This window comes from Halomonas bluephagenesis, from assembly GCF_054790765.1.
The window spans coordinates 3475737-3497643 of the sequence record NZ_CP133631.1 but is presented as its reverse complement, the minus strand read 5'-3'; the positions used below and the strand labels follow the sequence as shown (position 1 = coordinate 3497643).

Genomic DNA, 21907 nt, shown 5'->3' with positions numbered 1-21907 from the left:
ACGCCATATACTGTATATATAAACATATATGGCAACTCTAGTCCGTGCAGAGGTGGCAACTAATGGCTTCTTCCCCTTCCAGCGCTACCGTATATAAAGGACGCGGTGCGACATACGACCCACATAACCGCTTCGCGCCAACCTGCAGCGTGGTAGAGGATGATGGCTGGTGGCATGAAGAAGCCACGACAACGCTGGCAACGGAAGTACGCGAGGAACCCAGCAAGAGCGCACTTTCCTGGAACCGGTCGCCGGATTTGCCCTTTGACCGCTCACTCAATCCATATCGCGGCTGCGAGCATGGCTGCATCTACTGCTACGCTCGCACTTCCCACGCCTACTGGGATTTATCACCGGGGCTCGATTTTGAAACTAAATTAATCGCCCGCACAGGACTAGTTGAGCACTTAACAGACGAGCTTAGCCACCCACATTATGTATGTCGTCCTATCAACCTTTCCGGCAACACCGACTGCTATCAGCCGCTGGAAGCAAAATATCAAACAACTCGTCGTTTATTAGAGCTGCTACTGGCATGCAGGCATCCGGTCACCCTAGTCACTAAAAGTACACTAATACTGCGGGATTTAGACCTGCTCGCAGAGATGGCCGAGCACCGGTTAGTGCGGGTGTTTGTTAGCCTGACAAGCCTGGATGCCAACCTAAAGCGTACCTTGGAACCCCGGGCGGCCTCGCCTCAGGCGCGCTTGAAAGTGATCCGCGAGCTCAACACCGCAGGCATTCCAGTGGGTACGCTGGTCTCACCGATTATTCCTGGCCTTACTGACCACGAAATTGAACGCATTCTTGAAGCGGCCAGCCGCGCTGGCGCTCGCACAGCAACGTGGATGCTGCTACGCCTTCCCCACGAGGTCGCACCAATGTTTGAAGCATGGCTACAAGCCCACTACCCAGAGCGAGTTGCTAAGGTAATGAGCCTGATTCGCCAATGCCGAAGCGGCAAAAACTACGATGCACAATTTGGTAAACGCTTCCGGGGTGAAGGTGTATTTGCCGACTTGATCGCCCAGCGCTTTAATCGCGCCAGCCGCCAGTGGAACATGCAGCCACGCACCGAACAGGGCCTGAACACCCACGACTTTCGACCACCCCAGGCGCAAGGGGATTTATTCATTTAAGCTAAGCCTCTTGATCTAGTAGCTTCCCGCCAAAGGAAATTCAATGACATCGCTTAGCAAGACCAAATCAAGTTTTTACCGCCGCTTGTATGTCGCGCATTTAATTGAGCAAGGCGTCGCAAGCGTACCAGCGTTAATCGAGGCTACCGGTATGCCTCGTCGTACCGCGCAAGACACTATCACCTCACTTGCGGAGCTGGATATCGAGTGTGTATTCGAGAAAGGCGAAGGTGAGCGCCATAATATTGGCCACTACCAGATACGTGACTGGGGGGCGATAGATCCTCACTGGGTTGCTACTCATGCGGAACGGCTAAAGCAGTCTCTTGGTTACGCTTAAACACTGGCTCATTGTTCCGGCTCAGACCATGCGAATCGTGCGGCGTTAAGCGTCACGCTGAGCGAGCTTATTGCCATGGCGAGTACTGCGATCAACGGTGGTATCGCCATGACGACCACCACGCCAAGTGCCAAGGTGTTATAAAGTGCCGAAAAGACAAGATTTTGCTCCATAACGCGCCGCGTACGCTTGGCGATGTTGAGCAATTTCACTACCCCACCAATCCCTGGCGTCATGAGTTGGGCGGATGCTCCCTCGCGGGCAGCTTCGCTGGCACTCAGTGGGGCAATGCCAGCGTCTGCTGCCGCCAAGCTTAGCGTATCGTTTAGGCCATCTCCTACAAACAGTGTTGGCGATGGTAACCCACGTAATAGCCGTGCCTTGGCTTCCGGTGAGCGCTGGGCATAGCAAGCTTCGCGCACCAGACCAACACGCTCGCCTAACCAACTAACCGCACCCTGTCGATCACCACTGATCATTGCAACCAAATAACCTGACGCGAGCAAGTGCTTCACGCTTAGCTCCGCACCGTCGACGGGTTGATCGGTCAGGTAGAACGTCGCCAGCCAGCCTGAATCATCCGCCAGCATTACTTGGGAAGCAAAAGCCAGCGTGGCCTCTTCCGCTTGGGAAGGAACATCAACCTGCTGTCGTGTCAGCCAACCGGCGCTACCTATCATCAGACATTCACCGTTTACAAGGCGAACACGGCGTCCTTCCCCGGGGAATTCATCAATGTCTTCTATGGAAGGCTGAAAGCTTTGTTGATCTTGGCCACCCGACCAACGCGCCAATGCTTGCGCCAACGGATGTTCGCTCCCGGCAACGGCGCTGGTGAGCTTGTGCTGCAGCATGTGTTCATCCATGCCACCCCGTGCTTGCCAGTGCAGTACCGCATGGCATCCTGTCGTTAAGGTTCCGGTTTTATCCAGCGCTACTGAACGAATACGCGCCAAGATTTCTAGCGCGGCGGGATCGCGCAGCGCGATACCTTGCTGCATAGCCTGACCGCTACCCGCAAGACTAGCCAACGGCACCGCCAGCCCAACGGCACAGGGGCATGCCACCACGAGCACTGAGAGCGCACGCACCAATGCATCCTCCCACCCCAATCCAACGAGTAGCGTACCAAGCAACGTCACTAGCGAGAGCACAAGTGCCAAAGGACTTAACCAAGCGGCAAAACGGTCGGCTAGTTTCTGCAGTTCCCCTTTTTGGGCCTGATAGCGGCGCATTTCATGACGCAGTCGATCCAATCGGCGTTTACCAACCCCCGCAGTGACCTGTATTACCAGTGGCGTTGTGCCTAAGTAGCGACAGCCGGCGTACACTTTCTGCCCTACATTGAAGTGACGTGGCAAGCTTTCACCGGTCAGTGAGGCGGTATCAATCCAACCGGGAGCATCAAGAATGCCATCTAGCGTCACTAACTCCCCCGGCGCTAGCTTAACGCGCGTACCCGCGACCACATCATTGACAGGTAGTAAGACCCAGCCCCCCTTTTGCCAAGCGCTTATAGCTGCATCTGGCAACGCCAGTGCATCCAGCGCTTTCAGTCCACGTTGGCGGCACAGCGTTTCTACCAGTCGCCCAACGAGCAACAGCACTATCAGCATAACCGCCGTATCGAAATACACCTCCGCCGAGCCCCGCCACAACAACCCAATCGACACACTCACTGCACCGATCGCGCCAAGGCTAACCAGCACATCCATCCCTGGGCGTTTGGCAAGTAACGTGCGCCAGCCCGCTCGGTAAAACGGCAGGCCCGAATACACCACCACTGGCAGTGCAAAGGCACCCGATATCCAGGCCACCACTTGCTCTATCGATGCGCTCGGTAGCGCTCCCACATAAATAAGCAATGATGCCAACATCGTCCACATACCGAATACGGCGCCTACTAACAACCGCAAGGTAAGGTAGCGGCTCTCCTGTTCAAGACGTTCATGGGCATCATCAACGGCTTCTAATTCAGTTAGCCGATAGCCTAACCGTTTGACTACCGGCGCAAGCTCCGTCAGATCGACTGCCTCTCGCGCACCTTTCACCCACACGGTTGCCGTGGGGTAATGAACGCTAGCGTCGATGACCCCAGGCAGACGTGTTAGCGCACCCTCTACCGCCAGAGCACAGCTGGTACACCACATACCATGTAAAGTGTAAAGGGGAGTGTTATGGCCAGAAGTCTCATTGTCTTCTGGCATCGAGTTAACGTGGGCGCTATGACTTATAGGCAAGGCGGCACACTGATAATCGGCATACCTGCAAACACCACGCCGAAAGCAGAAAACAAATCCAGCCACGCCGAGACAGTGGCATGAAAGCGCTGGCGTCCTTGATGCTGCTTCGCCACTTGGCAACTCCCCCAGGCAAGCGCCGCAAGCCCCACGGCAGTGATGAAGCTAACGCCGCCTAATACGGCATTAAGCCCAGTGAGGGCACCCGCTTCTGGCGGCGGTGGCACCACTGCACAGGCCACTGAAAGGCCGCTGTAAACCGCCACAAACCATAGGCTCCACAGCGTTAGTCCGATAATTAAGTGAATGGGGTGCGTAAAATGAAGTCGTGTCAGCACCATCGCCATTACCCTCCTATCACCCGAGGCAGTATCGCCAACGCCCCCACTAACAACCAGAACGTGACCACGTTATAGCGCCACAGTAACGCCACTACGGCAGGGTCAAACGGCGCATGCGCACCCACATAGCCATAGCCAACGCGCAGGCCTTGTAGCACCGTTAAGATAACCGCCAGTCCACCGTGAAAAAGCGCATACACAAGCCCTACCAGCATCACTGCATCGTGGGTGGTTTGGGTGGGTGAAAGCTCCGCATTGAAAAAAGCCCAACCGGTTAGTGCCACCTGGATAGCGCCAAAGGCACCTGATAGATAAAGCCCCGCTCCCAGGCCTCTATCGTGCTGCTGGCGTAGCCCACGCACTAGCTTTTCTATCACTAGGCTGCCTGCCAGTATGGCTAAACCTGCAACCACCATCGCCATTAAAGAAAGCGGTGAGGTATCAGGCATTTGCCACTCTGGTGAAACCGTCCATAGATAGAACCAACCGAACAGGTAGGAAAGAAAGAACGACCCGTTGGCAATTAGGAAAACGGCCATAGCCCAAAGCCCAGGGCCATCCATCGTACGTGAGTGCAGCGGTGGGTCTCCTGGGGCCACACCGGCTTCCGGCGCGGCGTTAGGGTGCACACCGTTTTCCCACGACCAGCGCAGTAGAAATATGCCGGCAATCACTACAAAGATACCCGCTAGCGCGTATACACGGGTTAATAAGCTAATGCACACTACCGCCAACGCTGCTGCGGCAAACAGCGGCCACCATGAGTTACCGGGCAGGTGAATGATTTCGCGCACTTTGCCAGTAATCGGGTCGGTACCCCACATTTCACGCCGACCGTGGGAAGGCACCGCTAAGCCGTGCTTACCTTCCGCCATAGTGCGCGGCAAACTTGGGTCATCCCACAGTGGATGGCGGCTTTCCACATTAGGCAGGCTTACAAAGTTATAGGCACTGGGGGGCATCGTGTTAGCCCACTCCAGCGTATCGGCATTCCAGGGGTTGTGTTTAGCCGGTTTCCCGAAACGAAAGTGCAGCGCAATATCCAGCAGCACCATGGCAATACCCGCCGATAGCACAAAGCTACTTACCGATGAGAGCAGGTTATAAATCTCCCAGCCGGAGCCAGCCTCATAGGTATAAACACGCCTGGGCATGCCTAAAAGCCCCGTCCAATGCATGATCAAAAAAGTACCGTTAAAGCCTAAAAAGGTCAGCCAGAAACCCCAACGCCCCAGGTTTTCTGACGGCATACGTCCGGAAAATAGCGGCAACCAGTAGTAAAGCCCTGCAATCAATGGAAAGAACATGCCACCGACCAGGACATAGTGCATGTGAGCCACCACAAAGTGGGTATCGTGCACCTGCCAGTTAAACGGCACTAGCGCTAGCATCACCCCTGTTAAACCACCGCAAACGAAAATAATCAAAAAGCCCATTACCCAAAGCATGGGCAGTTTCATTTTAGGTTTACCCAGCCACAAGGTAGCCAACCAAACGAACACTTGAATCGCCGTTGGCACCGCCACCAGCATGCTAGCCGCCGAGAAAAATGCCTGAGCTAACTGTGGTATACCCACCGTAAACATGTGATGTACCCAAAGCCCAAAACTGATAAAGCCCATAATAGTGATAGCGGCTACCACCCAGCCGTAACCTACAATGGGCCGCCCGGCAAAAACCGGTATTAGTGTGGAAACAATGCCTGCTGCAGGCAAAAAGATGATGTACACCTCAGGATGGCCAAACAGCCAAAACAGATGCTGCCATAGTAAAGGATCGCCACCGCCTGCAATCTGGAAAAATGGCATACCAACCGCGCGCTCAAGTTCAAGCAGTATGCTGCCGAGAATCAGCGGTGGAAATCCCACCACAATCATTAGCGCCATGGCCAGGATATACCAAGCAAACAGCGGCATTTTATGCAGCGCCATACCCTGGGTGCGGGTGCGCAAAATTGACACCACCAACTCTACACCCGCAGACACCGCGGAAATTTCCACAAAGGTGATCCCCAGCAGCCAAAAATCTGAGCCCAAGTCAGGAGCGAACTCTTTACTGCTAAGGGGGGTGTACATAAACCAGCCGCTGGAAGGTGCCATTTCAATAATCAGGCTGGAAGTAAGGATAATCCCGCCAAACAAATAGCAAAAATAGCCGAGTGACGTTAGCCGAGGGCACACCAGGTCACGGGCACCGATCATTTTTGGAATCAGATAAATCGCCAGTCCTTCCAGCATAGGAATAGCGAATAGAAACATCATCACCGTGCCATGCATGGTGGTGACCTGATTATAAATATCTGGCGACATGAAATCTTGGTCGGGCATCGCCAACTGGGTTCGCACCAGCATTGCCAAAATGCCGCCAATAAGGAAAAACACCATCCCAGTGACCATAAAACGCAGGCCAAGCGTGGTGTGGTTGACGATAGTTAAAGATCTTAAACCTTTGGGATTGCCCCAAATCGCGTGCAAGTCTTCATGCAACTGCTGCGGGTCATGCTCAATGGCCTCTTGATTTACGCTCTTCATGGGGTCAAGGCCTCCAGCCAAGCACCCAGGGCATCCAAGGTGTCCGTTTCAATACCATTGTGGGCAGGCATTCTATTACCGGGCTTCAGCGTTTGATGATGCTGCAACCAGTGGCTAACCGCCCCCTCTTCCATGGCAATCACCCCCGCTCCCAGCATGGCGCGACCGCCCACATCGGAAAGCGTTGGGCCAACGCCCCTTTGGCTAATCCCGGCTACCTGGTGGCAACTGGCGCAGTGCGTCATAAAGGCATCTCGTGCGCCATCGTAAGCGTCATCACTAAGGGCGAGTTCGCGAAGCGATGTCGCTTGCCTTGCGGTTAACCACGCCTCAAACTCGCTGCGAGGTACGGCTTCCACATGCAACCGCATATGGGCGTGGCCCACGCCGCAAAGCTCAGCACACTGAGCACCAAACACCGCTGGCTCATCGGCTTCTAAACGAATTTTATTTACTCGGCCCGGCAGCATATCTATTTTCCCCCCTAGCCGAGGCACCCAAAACGCATGAATCACGTCGGCGCCACTGACGTGAAAGTCTACCGGCTCGCCCGCGGGCATAACCAGTTGATTTGCAGTGACAACTTCACCACCTTCCGCACCGGGGTAGCGCACTTCCCACCACCACTGATGACCAATCACCTCGATGACTTCCGGCGGCTCGCTCATGGGTAGCGTTAGCATCCGCTGGCCAGCAGGGACACCAAACAGTAGCAGCGCGGTAATGCTGGCCACAGGCAACATAATGCCGCCACCAATAATCCAGCGACGAGCGATACGGCGCTCCTGGGCAGGTGTGCGTTCTACGTTTCTTGGTTTGAAGGCGTAAAGCCAAAGTACTGTCACTCCGATCAGTACAATGGTGGCAAACCCGAGCATTACCCACCAAATTAGCCGCACGTCTCGCGCAGCAGGCCCGGCAGGGTCTAAGATGGAGGTATCGCCTGTACAGCCAGCAAGACCTATCACCATGACAGCCCATAGTAAGCAAACCATGCGATTGACCCATCGGCATGATAAGCGTTGAATACTCGCAATAGACGTTGCGCTGTTACGTTCCCTCATTAGCAGTTTCCCTATCGTACTGTTTATCTGAGCGACTGTTTCGCTTTGTCTACCCATTTACTTTGTCTACACACAGGAAGTGACCATGACACATACGCCCCGACGTTCGATAAAAAGCCGCGCTTCGCTGGCTGGCCACCCGCTTCATCCAGTAATGATTCACTTTCCTGTGGCCGCGCTGATGGCTCTGGTCGCCAGCGACCTGGCCTACTGGTATACCCAAGACCCCTTCTGGCTGCGCAGCGGCTTGTGGCTGGCAGGAGTAGGCGCGTTTGGCGGCTGGATCGCTTCGGTGGCAGGCATTATCGACTTGGTCACCGTGGCGCGTATCCGGCGCCTGATCACTGGCTGGAGCCACGCCATTGTGGCAGTCGTCATGTTGTCGCTGGCATCGCTTAACTGGCTGCTGCGATTTAATGAACCTAGCGCGGTACTGCCCTGGGGGCTGGCCATTTCTCTGGTTACTGGCGGTCTGATTGCACTGACCGGCTGGCTGGGCGGCCAATTGGTATACGAACATGCTGTCGGCGTCGAGGTTGAGGAGTCGTCCTAGCGGCATAGTGGCGACAATGAAGGTAATAATCGTCATCGCGTTAGCTCCACGCCAGCGGTTTGGAGAGCACAAACCCAAGCACACCAAACATACCCGTTAACGCGAGTATTAAGGCACACAGGCTGGCGGCCTTTACGCCTTTGAAAATACCCATTTCCAGCCGCAAAATCAGCCAGCCGAAGCAGCCGTGGGCAGCCACCATTAGCACCACGGCACCCAGCTTAAGGATTAACCACCCACCGAGAAGACCGTGCAACAGGAACAGCAGTGTGCCGGACGCGATGGCAACCAATGCAGCAGGCGTTGCAATCGAGTTATAAAAAAATCGCGGTATGGGTGGCGTGCCTTGCGCGAATCCAGCGTCTTTACGCAGCTGAAGCGAATGCAAAAGCAGCGCGGGCAAATACAGAAGTGCGCCGCACCAGATGACCAGCGCGGCGATGTGCAGCAGTTTTAGCCATGGCATCGAAGCTTCCTTGCGTTGCGTAAGGCAAAATGGGCTCAACCCTAGTAACCTTAGTTAACGAAAGCGACTCTGGCTAGGCAGGATAGCTAAGATAAGCAGTTGTGATCAGTTAAGAGAACCGTTAGGAGATATAGCGAGATTCACCCCACAGCGATTTCATAACCGGTGAACTTTCGTAGATTAATGACCCCAGTATCAAAGATTAGGTACTGCCCTTTTACGCCTTGAAGAATGCCTTCAATCAGCGGCTGGTTATCAAAGTTATGGGACGTCACCTTGCTCGGAAAGGTCGCGACGGGATAATGAAAGTCCAACGGCGTTTCATCCAGCGTACGAATGGCATCCGCACCGTGCACGTCACGTAGCTGCCCTAACCCACTGGCTAACAGGTTGAAAAGACGGTCGCGCTCAGCGCATAAGTCCAGTGGCTCCACCTCACCTTTTAGCATGGCACGCCAGTTAGTTCGGTCGGCCACTTGCTCTTTAAAGAGCATTTCAACAAACCCGGACTGTTGTCGGGTATTTACTTCAAGAATAGGCAGCGCCTGAATGGCTCCTTGGTCTAGCCATCGGGTGGGCATTTGAGTTTTACGGGTGATGCCCACCTTCAAGCCTGATGAGTTCGCTAAGTAAACGATATGCGGTTGGAAGCAGTGTTTTTCACCCCATTCAGGCTCCCGACAGGTGCCCTGATGATAGTGGCAGGTCTCGGGTTTCATAATACAGGTATCACACTGGGCTAGTCGCTTAAAGCAGGGGTAACAGTAGCCTTGGGCAAAACTTTTTTTGGTTGCACGACCGCAGTGGGTACAGGCAATCGCACCACTCCAGGCAAGGCGCATCGGCGAGCCGATACGCTCATTCAGTGGCATCCGGTGTTCGCCCGCACGAAGGTGATACACCACCTGATCATCTTGGCGGCTAGGTAAGTCAGCGGCCATTTTTTGCAAACACCCTTGCACTGAGGGTGCTGTTGAAGCAAACAGTTCATCAGTCACGCGTGGCATCCCGAGCAAGGCCTGCCATTTCAGGGGAAACACCGGCACCGGTCGCGCCAGCACCGCAGGTACGCCGTTCCAGATAACCGACGCGGTTCTCTTCAGGAACGTTATTTTCCATCTCAAAACGCATCACAGCTTCCAGACATAGCTCGGTCTGCTCTGGCGTTAAATATCGGCCATCGGGCCATTTCCGCAACGCAACCGCCTGTTTAAGGCTTTCGTAAATGGCAGGCGTCATTTGGTTAATCATTTTATCGAAGGTCATGTCACTCATCGTAGGCACCTTTAATGTTTGCTTCGTTTGGATGAATAATCCCAGCCTGTGACCAGCCCCACGAGCAGCCCACCCAAGTGCGCTTCATTCGCTACGTTGCCAAAACCCACGCTACCGGCAATATCAGTCATGGTGAATACCATCCAGCCCAGCATGAAGACGACTAGCATCTGGGGGACGAAAAATCCGCTTTTCGGAGCACGATAGGACATCAGCCACACATGAGCCAGCAAGGCGTAACCCACGCCAGACATACCGCCAAACAGCACCGTGCCAGTGACATATTGCGCAAGGTTAGCGCCAATACCGGCAACCATTAGCAGTAGCAGCATGGTACGACTACCCTGAAGCTGCTCAATTTGACGCCCGAAGTACCACACCCACATCAGGTTGAAGATCAAATGCATCCAGCCAAAGTGTAAAAACGCAGGCGACAGTAAGCGCCATACCTGGCCAGACATTATCGTGTCACTGAGGTTGCCATATACTAGCTGCCCACCTGAAACCCCCACAGGTACGATAGTGAGCCCTACAATCAGCAGGTCACCGAATACCCCAGTTAGCGCAAAAATAAACAGGCTAATACCAATCATCAGTGCTGTAACAGGCACTTGGCGTAACATTGCTACCAAGTGGCGCCCCCCGAGCTGGCGACTAGGTCGTGTAGCATTAGTAATCAGTGGCTCACCTCGCTCCCAACGGCTAACCAACGATTTCATGTCATCATGCTGGCGCGGGTCGGCAACCCACAGCAGTTGGCCATCTGTTTCATCGGTAATACGGTGACCAATGCGGTAGTGCCATAGCGCCTTTCGCAGTTCTTTTGTGTCCGCGCCCGTGGGTAAAAGCATTACTGGATGCATGGCAGGTTCCTTTCAACCAATAAGTATTAGCGCGACGACACGCCGCGTCACCAACGGATAGACGAAAAAAATCCGGCGGAGGGGGCCGCCGGATAAAAAAGCAAGGGATCATTCAAGGGAACACTTACTCTGATAACCGGCAACACCGTTAGTTCAGCTATTTTGAAAAAAATATGTAACCATATGTAAAGCTAAAAAATATCGCTGTTAATCAAAATCAATTTCCCACGGTTTAGGCAGCGCACGCTCCTCTTTTGGCACCTGTATCCACACAAAATGATCCGCATTCAGCCGCGTTTCTCCGCTCCAGCGATAGGCGACTAAACGGCCAAATTTCACCGCACTATAATCCAGGCAGGCAATGTTGCGTGCTGGTAGGGCGGGAATACCCTCACACCAGTAATGGCCGATAAACAGCGGTGGCTGCTCAGGCCCGTAATAACTAAGGCGCTGACGCTCAGTGTCAGTAAGCGTTCTGGTCTCTAAATCACCAGGAAGGTTATCTGGCTGAAATACCACATCCCCCCACTGCTGAGGGTTAGCTGACCAAAAGTGAGCACGAAAACTCTGTCTGGTGAAACCATCACCTGAGTGTATGGCAATGCCCTCTGGTAACGGTATATGTGGGCCGCGTGTTAAACGATCAAGTATACGAAAGGCTTGAGTTGAGGGGTCAGTGGACTCAACCAAAAAGCGGTTGTCCATACAGGCGTTGGGGGCACGTTGCTTAAGCTGTTGAATCAGCTCTTCATCCCAGCAGGCATGCACTACGCGTATCCCGTCCAGCTCCAGACATAGCGGAATAGTCTTAAACCACGCCAAGGTGTCTTCCCACTCATTGGTATAATCGCGGTACTGAGCTAGCGTATCTTCAATAATGCGGTTATGACGCGGCGTATGTTCGCGCAGCCAGCGCTTCTTGCTGCCAGGGGGTGCAGGGTGCGTATAGGCTAGCGCATTGTATTCATGATTACCCATGACAATATGCGCTTCGCCCTCCTCTACCATTCGGCGCGCGATCGTAACGGCCAAACGAATACGGGGGCCGCGATCGATTAAATCGCCTAAAAAGATCACCTTTCGGCGTGGGTGTCGGTACACACCACCTCGCTGATGATAACAAAGCCGTTCTAGTAACGCTGCGAGCGTTGCACCACACCCATGTACATCACCGATTAAATCGTAGCCCTCCATGTTAGTCCCCTAGCCGATGGCTCCAGCCGAGTTTACTGCGCAACACTTCATAGAAGTTATGCCCAATAGGATGCACTAGCTGAACGCGTTCCGGTTTACGTTGAATGACGAGCACATCGTCAGGTTTAGCCACTGCACGGGTTTGTCCGTCGCAACTGATATGGGGATAGGTTTGATTAGTCTCACCAATGTGAACACGGATCTCACTGGCTGCGTCAATTACGATAGGACGACTTGAAAGCGTGTGAGGAAACATGGGCACTAATGTCACCACATCAAGCTTGGGATGCATGATCGGTCCGCCTCCAGAAAGTGCATAGGCGGTTGAGCCCGTAGGCGTGGCAATAATCAGTCCATCGCTACGTTGGCTATAAACAAACTGCCCATCAATAAACAGCTCAAATTCAATCATGCGTACCGCTTTGCCTGGATGAACCACCACTTCATTGAGCGCGACACCACTCCCCACCGCCTTGCCGTTTCGATACAGCACAGCATCTAGCAAGAAACGCTCTTCAACTTCAAACTCCCCCGCCAGCACTTCGCCAACGCGACTTTCCAGTTCATCGGGAGAAATATCAGTTAAAAAGCCTAACCGCCCCCGGTTGACGCCTAACATCAACGTACCGCTGAGGCAAAGCGTACGGGCAGCTCCCAACAGGCTACCATCACCACCCACGACGATGACCAGATCGCACAGTTCGCCGAGCATGCGGCGGCTGGCTTCAGGCAATCCATGGTTCGGCAGTGCCGTTGCCGTGCGGTCTTCAACAAGAACTCTGTAGTCGTGGGCAACTAAATAGCTGACCAGCCGCTGAAGCGAATCGACCACTTTGTCGCTGCCTAAACGACCGATTAGACCTATCGTTTTAAAGGGCATCGTTTTAAAGGACGTCGTTTTGAAAGGCTGCGTGCGTTTGGCCTGGCTCAAGGGTGCTAAACCTGACGATGGGGTGTTAGACATGGACGACTCTCGCTAGCATCAGCCCACATTATGGAGAGTATGAGGGTGTCGAGCAAATTGCCCAGCGTAACGCAGAGCGGCTGGCTACTCTGGGCAAAAACAATGGCTTAAATTAGTTAGGCAGATATAGCGCGACGGCGCTGTAACCACCAGTGGTTCAGCCACAAAGAAGCGGCCATGATAACCGCGCCTAGCAGCAGCTTGCCGATATCCGCATCGCGGTTCCAAATCACCAGATTAACCACCAAGCCAGCGGGCACTAGCGCATTGTTCATTATTGCCAGTGTTCCGGCATCTACCTTAGTGGCTCCCTGGTTCCAAGCGAAATAACCTACGCCAGAAGCGACTAGCCCAAGCCATGCCAACACGCTCCACTGCACTGGCGTACTGGGCAGCGCTGTTGTATTACCAAAGAGCAAAAAGGCAGGGAGTGCCACCAGCATTGCGCCAATAAAAACCCAGCCGAAGACGTTATGCCACGCTAAGGTGGGTGGTAAATCAGCGGCAAGGCGACGATAACCTACCTGGCCTAACGCGAAACAGAGATTTGCCCCCTGCACCACCAAAAACCCTAGCCAAAATCCACTATCAATGCCGTCGTAACGAATAACGCCCGCCCCGATCACCGCCAATATTGCGGTTACTAGGTAAATAGGCGTGAAGCGCTTAAACATTAGGTCATCTAGGAGTGCGATATAAACCGGTGTAAAAATCGTGAATAACAGAACTTCAGGTACCGATAGTAGTAAAAAAGAGTGATAGAAGAAGGTGTACATCACACCTAACTGTACTGCACCCAATGCCATCAACGCTAAGCGCTGTTTGCCACGTAGCAAGCTGGGGCGTAAAAACGGCAGAAAAACCAGCATGGCGAGAGTTACCCTGACAAGCACTGCAAAGTAGCTATCTACTTGACCTGCCAGGTACACGCCAATCAACGAGAAGGAGAACGCCCACAACGCCGTTACGCCAACAAGATAACCCATCGTAAACCCCATAAAAAAGAAAAGTTGACAGGGATTATACGCGCTTAACAACAACTGCCAATGGGACAGACGAGGAATCGTTAGCTTAGTGCTTTTTTAACCATGTAAACGCATGTACCACACCAGGAATCCAACCCAGTAACGTCAAAACAACACTAATGGCAATACGTTTTGGCCCACCTGCTGTTAACCCAACGGCCAAAGGTGGTAGCAAAATGGCTAACGCACGATAGGCAAACAGTAGCGAAGTAGGTTGAGACGGCACCGACACTTCCCCTGAAACCATGGGTGAAGAGGCTTGTTGTTTCAGCGTGTTGGTGGCCTCATTTGTTTGCACTGGAGGCGTAAAATGCTCTACCGCTGACTGCGCTTGTTCTGCTTGCTGCTTCTCTTTAGCAAGCGCGTTTTGATGAGCTTCTTTGTCAATTTTCTGCTCTAACGTTTCCGCGCCGTCTGCCAAATCATCGTGATGACGCTCCCAATCTTCCCAATCATGTGGCGTACCGGATTTTGGACGTTGACTGCCTGCCCCGCGAGCTCGTTCCCACGCTTTCTCTTCTAATGTATTAGGCCGTTCAGGGTCTCGTTCTAAGCCAACGCCTTTGCGATTGAGGTATTCACGTGCGTCCATAATGACTCCTTACAGCGTCTGAAATGAAGCAAAGCGTTGAATGTATCAATAATAAGGACAACGCAGGGCGAGTTAAATCTTCTACATTAATGAATTATAGATCTTGTGATTCATGGCTTTCATGCAGCAAGCGGTTATTGCTCTATTCTCCTGCAGAGTGAAGCTGCGCGTATTACGTCAAGGAGTGTCAACATGAATAAAAAAACCCCCGATACCGTACGCGATGTCATGTCACGGGACTGCTACCGTGTCACTGGCCAAACCTCTATCACTAATTTGGCTCAAGGTTTGGCATTGCACCGTTTACCAGGCGCCCCAGTAGTAGATGCGTCTGATCGGTTGATTGGTTTTATATCTGAGCAGGATGTGATGGGCCGCGTATTGGACAGCATCTATCACGATGATGAAGCGCCGCTGGTACGCGAGTTAATGCGCCAAGACGTGCTCACAACAACGCCCAATAAAAGCATCACCGATTTAGCACAGGAAATGCTCGGAGCGAAACCTAAGATTTATCCCGTCGTCGAACAACAACGCTTAGTCGGGATTGTCACGCGCCGCGATATCTTAATGGCACTGCTGACCATTCGCCGCCACTAGCCATCGGCCATCAACCACACATGCAATCGTTCATCTTCAGAGATGCGACCGATTTAAAAGCAAAAAAAACCGCTGCTTGATAAGCAGCGGAAGCAAGGGATCGAAAACAATAGCCAGAACAACACTATTAACGACTGCTATCGCGATGTTGCCTGTACACACTCTGACACCCTGAACAGGAAAAGTTCGCAAAACAGCAAAATTTTCGTCTTGGGGAGCAGCAAGCGTATACTGTCAATCATTGTTAAACGAAGTCTGATGCTGATTTTGCAGGGAGTTTAGTATGGCGCTGTACCTATTGGTGTTTGGCGTCTGTTTGCTGGTAATAGGTGCCGTAGTACTGATATTGATGACCGTGGGTACGCCACGCTACCGTACTGAGCCTAACGACCTAATCGATTTGTTCGACAAGGCGCTGGAAAGCAACATCAGTGAAACGGAATGGAATGCCATCATTGGTTACCCCATTCGCCACGATGAGTATCTAGATAGTGTGCGCCGTCGCGCATCGCATTTAATGGACACCTACGGGCGCCATTGGCAAATTGCTCGAAGCAAGCCGTTACTTAACCAGGAGGGTTACGCGGAACTGAAAGCATTACGTGATCATTTAGCGGCACATACAGCGCTGCGCCAGCGGTAACAGGCCAGCAGTGCCGAGGAGACCCCATGCCGAGTACTATTCGTCAAATCCCTTTAGAAAGCGCCACAAAACATCACTCGCACGACTTTCACCAAATAGTCATTACGCTGTGTGGTTCTTCAGAATTTGAAATTGAAGGCCTCGGTGGTCGCGTAAACGCATTTTCAGGCTGCATTGTTCCCGCGAATCACGAACACTTCTATTCAGGTAACGGCTACAATCGCCAACTGATTCTAGATCTGCCTGAAGATGCTCCAGCCTTAACGGGTGAACACCGCGAGTTGGTAGCGTTATTTGATGCGCCGCGTTTTTTTGCACTCGACAATCCATTGCGGCATTACCTTGCTTTCGTTGAAAGCGAACTTGTCCAAGGATTTGACACGTCGGCAATGTCCTTTCAACAAGATCGGCTTGCCGCCACACTGTTAGGTTCGTTAAAAGCTCGCCTGGGGGCATCAGAGAGCACATCACAGCGGCGTCTCAATCTAGACCAAATTGATCGGTTTATTCGCCTCCACTTGGCCGATGAGTTAAGAGTGGCTGATTTGGCGAAGCTAGCGTGTCTTAGTGAAGCGCACTTTTCAGAGCGCTTTCGCGTTCAAACGGGCCTATCACCTTGGCAGTATGTGCGACGCCAACGCCTGCATGCGGCTCGGCAGCTTGTATTACAAAGCCGTTTACCTCTCACCGATATTGCCATTCAAACAGGTTTTGCTAACCAGAGCGCTCTTTCTCATGCTTTTCGGCGTAGTTATGGCTTATCCCCCCGCCAGTTACGCCAAGGAGTGGGGGTAGCGAATCCACCGCTCGATTCAGCGACGCCTTCAACGTCTTATTCAACGCCATTAGCACCCACCGCGTCCCCATCAGGAGCAAGTATTAGGGCTGGTGCACTCTCATCTCGCTAGTTATGAAGAAGTTAGCTTGGTCACATACCGCGCAATTTTGCGTGTTGGCAGCCATTTTGAAACTAAACTAAAGTCTTAAAAAGCGTTTCTTACCGAGAAATTGACACGTTTTGCCATGAAAACGACATACACCTAATGGCAGCTCGCTCTACATTCGTCCGTTATCTTGGGCACGATGCCCTACTGTCTCTTTATTTCGGTTATTTGATTCAGCTTTTCGCTTTCTGTTCAGACTTATGGGGCTCTCAATGCTCAATGCCAAGAAAATGCGTGACCCTGCCATCTGGCAAACCGATCTTGATACGCTTATGCAGCGTATTAGTGATCACTATCTTGTAGATGAGGACGCCTTCGTCGGTGAGCTAATCAAGGTTCTCAATGCTGACAGTGACGATTTCGCACGGATTGAATCGAATACCGCAGCGCTAGTGCGTGATGTGCGCAAAATGGATACGGCTGTCGATACGATTGACGAACTGCTGCAGCAATACAGCCTGGACACCCATGAAGGCTTAATGCTGATGTGCTTGGCAGAAGCCATGCTGCGCATCCCCGATAAAGCGACCGCCGATGCGTTGATTGAAGATAGGCTTGGCCCCGCAGATTGGCAGTCCCACTTAGGTAAAAGCGAATCATGGATGGTAAACGCTTCTACTTGGGGCCTACTGATGACCGGGCATGTATTGAAGCTCGATCACCCCAAAGAGGGTCAACCTGCCCACTTTATTAACCGCATGGTTAATAAAGTGGGTGAACCCGTAATTCGTCGCGCCATGATGGAAGCGATGAAAATCATGGGCAAACAGTTCGTTTTGGGACGCGATATTAATGAAGCACTAAAGCGCTCTAAACCGCTCTTCAACAAAGGCTACACCTACTCCTACGATATGCTGGGCGAGGCAGCACGCACCCGTGCTGACGCCAAGCGCTACTATGATGACTACGCACGCGCAATTGAGCAGGTCGGCAAAGCCTGTCAATCCCTGGGCGATAAACCCCCTGCGCCTTCGGTCTCCATCAAGCTGTCTGCACTGCATCCACGCTATGAGTTTGGTCGCCGCGAGCAGGTGCTTGCCGAGCTAGTCGACACGGTTATTAAGTTAGTCACTAAAGCCCGTGAGCTTGACGTGGCGGTAACTATCGATGCTGAAGAAGTTGATCGATTAGAGCTGTCTCTCGATGTTTTCCGCGCAATATATGAAAGCGACGCAGTGAAAGGATGGGGACACTTTGGCCTCGTCGTTCAGGCATATTCGAAACGCGCCTTACCGGTACTGCACTACATTAACCGTCTGGCCGAACAGCAAGGCGACGAAATTCCGCTGCGTTTAGTGAAGGGCGCTTACTGGGATAGCGAAATCAAGGAGTCCCAACAACTTGGTGTTGATGGCTATCCCGTATTTACCCGTAAAGCGTGTACGGACGTGGCTTACTTGGCGTGCGCGCAGTTCCTGCTATCCAACGATACTCGTGGACGTATTTTCCCTCAGTTCGCGACACACAATGCCCACACTGTCACGACCATACTTGAGCTAGCCAACCACGATAGCCGTCCGTTTGAATTCCAGCGTTTACATGGCATGGGCGAAGCCCTTTATGACGCAGCGCTGACACGCGCACCAAACGGGACTTACTGTCGAATTTACGCCCCCGTTGGTGCTCATAAAGACCTGCTGCCCTACTTGGTACGTCGCCTACTTGAAAATGGTGCTAACTCCTCTTTCGTCCATCAAATTGTTGATCCGGAAGTCCCCGTAGAATCATTGTGCCAACACCCTATTGAAACGCTGCATCAGCAGAAAACGTTCGCCAATAAGCGCATTCCGCTGCCGAAAGATATCTATGGGCCAAAACGCCGCAACTCGCGTGGGGTTAATCTTAATATCCGTAGCCACTTCGATCCGTTAATGGAAAAGATGGGCATGTTTATGGATAAGCAGTACCCAGCGAAGCCGCTGTTGGCCTTTGATGTTGCGGATGATACCGCGAACACCCACACAGTCACCTCGCCTTTCGACCGTCGCAAAACTGTAGGCAGCGTTCAGTGGACCAGCAAGGAGCAAGCCACCAAAGCACTCGATGCAGCTTGGCAAGCGTTCCCACGCTGGGAAACGACCCCGGTAACCGAGCGCGCTGATATCCTGCGCCGCCTGGCCGACCTGATGGAAGAACACATGCCAGAGCTGATGACGCTCTGTTCGCGTGAAGGTGGCAAATTGCTCACCGACGGTGTCGATGAAATCAAAGAAGCCGTCGACTTCTGTCGCTATTACGCTATGCGTGCCGAAGAAGCGTTTGGTCAGCCAATTGAGCTGCCAGGCCCTACCGGTGAGTCTAACCGCTTGATGATGAGTGGTAAGGGCGTATTTGCAGCTATTAGCCCTTGGAACTTCCCGGTGGCTATTTTCTGCGGCCAAATTGTTGCCGCCGCCGTTGCCGGCAACACCGTACTAGCCAAACCCGCTGAGCAAACCTCGATTGTTGCCCACCGCGTTATTGAGCTGCTCTATGAAGCGGGCATGCCACGTGATGTGGTTCAGTTGCTACCTGGCGACGGCCCAACAGTGGGTAGCGTCTTAACCTCTGACCCACGCGTTACGGGTGTTGTATTTACCGGCGGCACTGACACGGCGCAGATAATCAACCGTGCACTCGCGGCCCGGGAAAACGCACCACTGCCGACACTAATTGCTGAAACAGGCGGCATGAACGCCATGATTGTCGACTCGACTGCTCTGCCTGAACAGGTAGTCGTGGATGTGATTCAGTCTGCGTTCCAAAGTGCCGGTCAGCGCTGTTCCGCGCTACGGGTGCTTTATCTACAAGACGATGTTGCCGACCGCGTCATTGAAATTCTCAAAGGCGCCATGAACGAGTTGCGTATTGGTGACCCACGAGATTTAGGCACCGACGTGGGTCCGGTTATTGATGAAGACGCACGTAAAGGCCTAGTGGCGCATATTGAAAAGCTGAAGGGCGAAAACCGTTTAGTCGCGGAAACACCGATGGCAGTTGAGCATACTCAAAACGGCACCTTCGTTGCACCCGCCGCCTTTATCATCGACAGCATTGACTCGCTTACCCGAGAGCAGTTTGGCCCTATATTGCACATTGTTCGTTACAAGGCTCGCGACCTTGACCGCGTGATCAATGACATTAATGGTCGCGGATATGGCCTAACCTTTGGGGTGCACAGCCGCAATGAGTCATTTGCCGCTGAAATAGCGCAGAAAATGCGAGTGGGCAACGTGTATATCAATCGTAACATCATCGGCGCAGTGGTTGGCGTTCAACCCTTCGGTGGGCAAGGCCTCTCTGGCACTGGCCCCAAAGCGGGTGGCCCGAACTACCTACAGCGCTTTGTGACTGAAAAAACGATTACCAATAACACCGCCGCTTTAGGTGGCAACGCGTCGCTTCTGGCGCTCGGCGATGAGTAACGAGATTCTGGGTAGGCTCTCATTGGGGCCAGTTACATGAAGAGGAAAAGGGGTTAACAGCAACGCTTAACAACAACAAGGCTGCGTCATTACTAGATTCTTTTGGTAAGCGCACAAACCTGTCGGCGCTACGTCCGGCCTAATGTAATGAAGGAGTTCTTATGGCTATCGGTGTTTGGGTCAGTCTTATTGCATATTTTGCGCTCATGATCGCCATCGGCGTTTATGCCATGCGCAAAGCGACGTCTTCATCCGAAGATTACATGCTGGGTGGACGAGGCCTCAGCCCACAGGTGGCGGCCCTGTCGGCTGGTGCTTCGGACATGAGCGGCTGGTTGCTACTGGGGTTGCCCGGCGCAATGTTTGTATCCGGCTTGGGGTCAGCCTGGATCGGTATTGGCCTACTAGTGGGTGCGTTCTTCAACTGGACCCTAGTTGCCCCTCGCCTTCGTGAACAGACAGTTCACTACGGCAATGCGATTACCATCCCGGCCTTCCTGGCAAACCGGTTCCCAACACGTGCGCTTTCCCTGCGCACGGTGTCCGCCATCGTTATCGTTATCTTCTTTGCGGTTTACACAGCGTCAGGCCTAGTGGCAGGGGGCAAGCTGTTTGAAAGCGCATTCTCCGGCATTTTCAATATTGGTGACATGAGCAACTACGCCATGGGGGTCATCATTACCCTAGGCGTAGTGCTTATTTACACCGTTGTTGGCGGTTTCCTAGCCGTGAGCATGACGGACTTCGTGCAAGGCTGCATCATGATGTTGGCACTGGTGATCATGCCGGTAGTTGTGCTCTTTGGTGAAGGCGGCGGCGGGTTCTCCCAGGCGTCACAGACCCTGAATGAAGTCGATCCCACATTGCTATCCTGGACGTCAGGGCTGACCTTTATCGGCTGGCTCTCTGCCGTTACCTGGGGCCTGGGCTATTTCGGACAGCCGCATATCATTGTGCGCTTCATGGCCATCCGGACGCTGAAGGAAGTCCCTACTGCCCGTAACATTGGCATGGGCTGGATGCTTATCTCTCTGATTGGCGCGGTCTCGCTAGGCATATTCGGCCGAGCCTATGCAATCCGTAATGGGTTGGATGTTCAAGATCCGGAAACGATCTTTATTATCCTGGCGGAGCTGCTGTTCCACCCGCTGATCACTGGTTTTCTCTATGCGGCTCTCTTAGCTGCGATCATGAGTACTATTTCCAGCCAACTTCTGGTGTCGTCGTCATCTCTGACTGAGGACTTCTATCGCTTGTTCCTGCGTAAAGAGGCAACGGACAAAGAGTGTGTACGCGTCGGCCGAGTCTGTGTCGTACTGGTTGGCTTAGCAGCAGCGCTCATTGCGTCTGACGAAAACTCTCAGGTTCTAGGGCTGGTAAGTAACGCCTGGGCTGGCTTCGGCGCGGCGTTTGGCCCGCTAATTATTCTGTCACTGATGTGGTCGCGTACGAATGGCAATGGTGCCATCGCAGGCATGGTGGTGGGTGCTGCCACCGTCATGATCTGGATCTCACTGGGTTGGAACGGTGAGTTTATGGGAGGCCCTGGCGTGTACGAGATCATTCCTGGCTTCATTGCTTCCTTCATTGCCATCCTGGTGGTGAGTAGCATGACTACCGATTCTGGTGAATATCAGCATATTGATCGTTCATAAGCAGTACGCACTGTCATCAACTATATAACCCACTATGTCATCCGATATTCATCGCCCATGACGAAAGGCCACCC

At 52.9% G+C, this 21907-nt stretch carries 20 protein-coding genes; 8 read left to right on the top strand and 12 right to left on the bottom strand.

The features are described 5' to 3' along the window. Nucleotides 1–62: 62 nt before the first annotated feature. Nucleotides 63–1139: a PA0069 family radical SAM protein gene (locus REH51_RS15910; protein WP_009724981.1), complete on the top strand. Its 1077-nt coding sequence runs from the start codon at nucleotides 63–65 to the stop codon at nucleotides 1137–1139. A 43-nt stretch (nucleotides 1140–1182) separates the two neighbouring features. Next, nucleotides 1183–1479 (top strand): winged helix-turn-helix domain-containing protein, encoded by a 297-nt coding sequence (locus REH51_RS15905; RefSeq protein ID WP_009724980.1) that lies wholly within the window; start codon nucleotides 1183–1185, stop codon nucleotides 1477–1479. A gap of 8 nt (nucleotides 1480–1487) precedes the next feature. Here REH51_RS15905 and REH51_RS15900 read toward each other — a convergent pair whose 3' ends face one another. From REH51_RS15900 to coxB, 4 genes are read right to left on the bottom strand one after another with little or no spacing between them, the layout of a single operon-like run. Further along, a complete protein-coding gene (locus tag REH51_RS15900) occupies nucleotides 1488–3686 on the bottom strand; it encodes a heavy metal translocating P-type ATPase (protein ID WP_009724979.1) in 2199 nt (732 codons plus the stop codon). Between the two features lie 23 nt (nucleotides 3687–3709). Then, nucleotides 3710–4066: a hypothetical protein gene (locus tag REH51_RS15895; RefSeq protein WP_498936294.1), complete on the bottom strand. Its 357-nt coding sequence runs from the start codon at nucleotides 4064–4066 to the stop codon at nucleotides 3710–3712. Next, a complete protein-coding gene (gene ctaD, locus REH51_RS15890; RefSeq protein ID WP_498936292.1) occupies nucleotides 4066–6591 on the bottom strand; it encodes a cytochrome c oxidase subunit I in 2526 nt (841 codons plus the stop codon). The genes REH51_RS15895 and ctaD overlap by 1 nt, the downstream gene beginning before the upstream one ends. Continuing rightward, a complete protein-coding gene (gene coxB, locus REH51_RS15885) occupies nucleotides 6588–7655 on the bottom strand; it encodes a cytochrome c oxidase subunit II (protein ID WP_009724976.1) in 1068 nt (355 codons plus the stop codon). The genes ctaD and coxB overlap by 4 nt, the downstream gene beginning before the upstream one ends. 85 nt (nucleotides 7656–7740) lie before the next feature. On the opposite strand from coxB, the gene REH51_RS15880 reads away from it, so the two are divergent. Next, the gene (locus tag REH51_RS15880) at nucleotides 7741–8208 is read left to right on the top strand and encodes a DUF2231 domain-containing protein (protein ID WP_009724975.1); all 468 of its coding nucleotides are present in this window, start codon (nucleotides 7741–7743) and stop codon (nucleotides 8206–8208) included. Nucleotides 8209–8248: 40 nt separating this feature from the next. Here REH51_RS15880 and REH51_RS15875 read toward each other — a convergent pair whose 3' ends face one another. The 8 genes from REH51_RS15875 to REH51_RS15840 all read right to left on the bottom strand — a co-directional run bounded on the left by REH51_RS15875 (nucleotide 8249) and on the right by REH51_RS15840 (nucleotide 14587). Further along, nucleotides 8249–8674 (bottom strand): HemJ family protein, encoded by a 426-nt coding sequence (locus REH51_RS15875; protein ID WP_009724974.1) that lies wholly within the window; start codon nucleotides 8672–8674, stop codon nucleotides 8249–8251. 140 nt (nucleotides 8675–8814) lie between these two features. After that, entirely contained in the window at nucleotides 8815–9681 is an 867-nt protein-coding gene (locus REH51_RS15870) for a DUF2797 domain-containing protein (protein WP_498936290.1), read from the bottom strand. Next, nucleotides 9665–9949 carry a YeaC family protein gene (locus REH51_RS15865; protein WP_009724972.1) on the bottom strand — a complete coding sequence of 95 codons (285 nt, stop codon included), beginning with the start codon at nucleotides 9947–9949 and terminating at the stop codon, nucleotides 9665–9667. Before REH51_RS15865 ends, REH51_RS15870 begins: the two co-directional genes overlap by 17 nt. Before the next feature lie 11 nt (nucleotides 9950–9960). After that, nucleotides 9961–10812, bottom strand: coding sequence for a rhomboid family intramembrane serine protease (locus REH51_RS15860; protein WP_498936288.1), 852 nt, complete (start codon nucleotides 10810–10812; stop codon nucleotides 9961–9963). Between the two features lie 207 nt (nucleotides 10813–11019). Beyond that, on the bottom strand, nucleotides 11020–12006 hold the full coding sequence (locus REH51_RS15855; protein WP_498936286.1) for a metallophosphoesterase: 987 nt from the start codon (nucleotides 12004–12006) through the stop codon (nucleotides 11020–11022). A 1-nt stretch (nucleotide 12007) separates the two neighbouring features. Further along, nucleotides 12008–12886 (bottom strand): NAD(+) kinase, encoded by an 879-nt coding sequence (locus REH51_RS15850; RefSeq protein ID WP_143759807.1) that lies wholly within the window; start codon nucleotides 12884–12886, stop codon nucleotides 12008–12010. Nucleotides 12887–13086: 200 nt separating this feature from the next. Continuing rightward, a complete protein-coding gene (locus tag REH51_RS15845; protein WP_498936285.1) occupies nucleotides 13087–13956 on the bottom strand; it encodes a carboxylate/amino acid/amine transporter in 870 nt (289 codons plus the stop codon). An 85-nt stretch (nucleotides 13957–14041) separates the two neighbouring features. After that, a complete protein-coding gene (locus REH51_RS15840; protein WP_009724967.1) occupies nucleotides 14042–14587 on the bottom strand; it encodes a YqaE/Pmp3 family membrane protein in 546 nt (181 codons plus the stop codon). A 192-nt stretch (nucleotides 14588–14779) separates the two neighbouring features. On the opposite strand from REH51_RS15840, the gene REH51_RS15835 reads away from it, so the two are divergent. The 5 genes from REH51_RS15835 (at nucleotide 14780) to putP (ending at nucleotide 21833) form a co-directional block, all read left to right on the top strand. Continuing rightward, on the top strand, nucleotides 14780–15187 hold the full coding sequence (locus REH51_RS15835) for a CBS domain-containing protein (RefSeq protein WP_009724966.1): 408 nt from the start codon (nucleotides 14780–14782) through the stop codon (nucleotides 15185–15187). 283 nt (nucleotides 15188–15470) lie between these two features. Continuing rightward, nucleotides 15471–15830 (top strand): hypothetical protein, encoded by a 360-nt coding sequence (locus tag REH51_RS15830; protein WP_009724965.1) that lies wholly within the window; start codon nucleotides 15471–15473, stop codon nucleotides 15828–15830. A 26-nt stretch (nucleotides 15831–15856) separates the two neighbouring features. Beyond that, the gene (locus REH51_RS15825) at nucleotides 15857–16738 is read left to right on the top strand and encodes an AraC family transcriptional regulator (RefSeq protein ID WP_009724964.1); all 882 of its coding nucleotides are present in this window, start codon (nucleotides 15857–15859) and stop codon (nucleotides 16736–16738) included. A 248-nt stretch (nucleotides 16739–16986) separates the two neighbouring features. Beyond that, nucleotides 16987–20178 carry a bifunctional proline dehydrogenase/L-glutamate gamma-semialdehyde dehydrogenase PutA gene (gene putA / locus REH51_RS15820; RefSeq protein ID WP_498936283.1) on the top strand — a complete coding sequence of 1064 codons (3192 nt, stop codon included), beginning with the start codon at nucleotides 16987–16989 and terminating at the stop codon, nucleotides 20176–20178. Nucleotides 20179–20339: 161 nt separating this feature from the next. Next, the gene (gene putP / locus REH51_RS15815; RefSeq protein WP_009724962.1) at nucleotides 20340–21833 is read left to right on the top strand and encodes a sodium/proline symporter PutP; all 1494 of its coding nucleotides are present in this window, start codon (nucleotides 20340–20342) and stop codon (nucleotides 21831–21833) included. The last annotated feature ends 74 nt before the right edge of the window (nucleotides 21834–21907 follow it).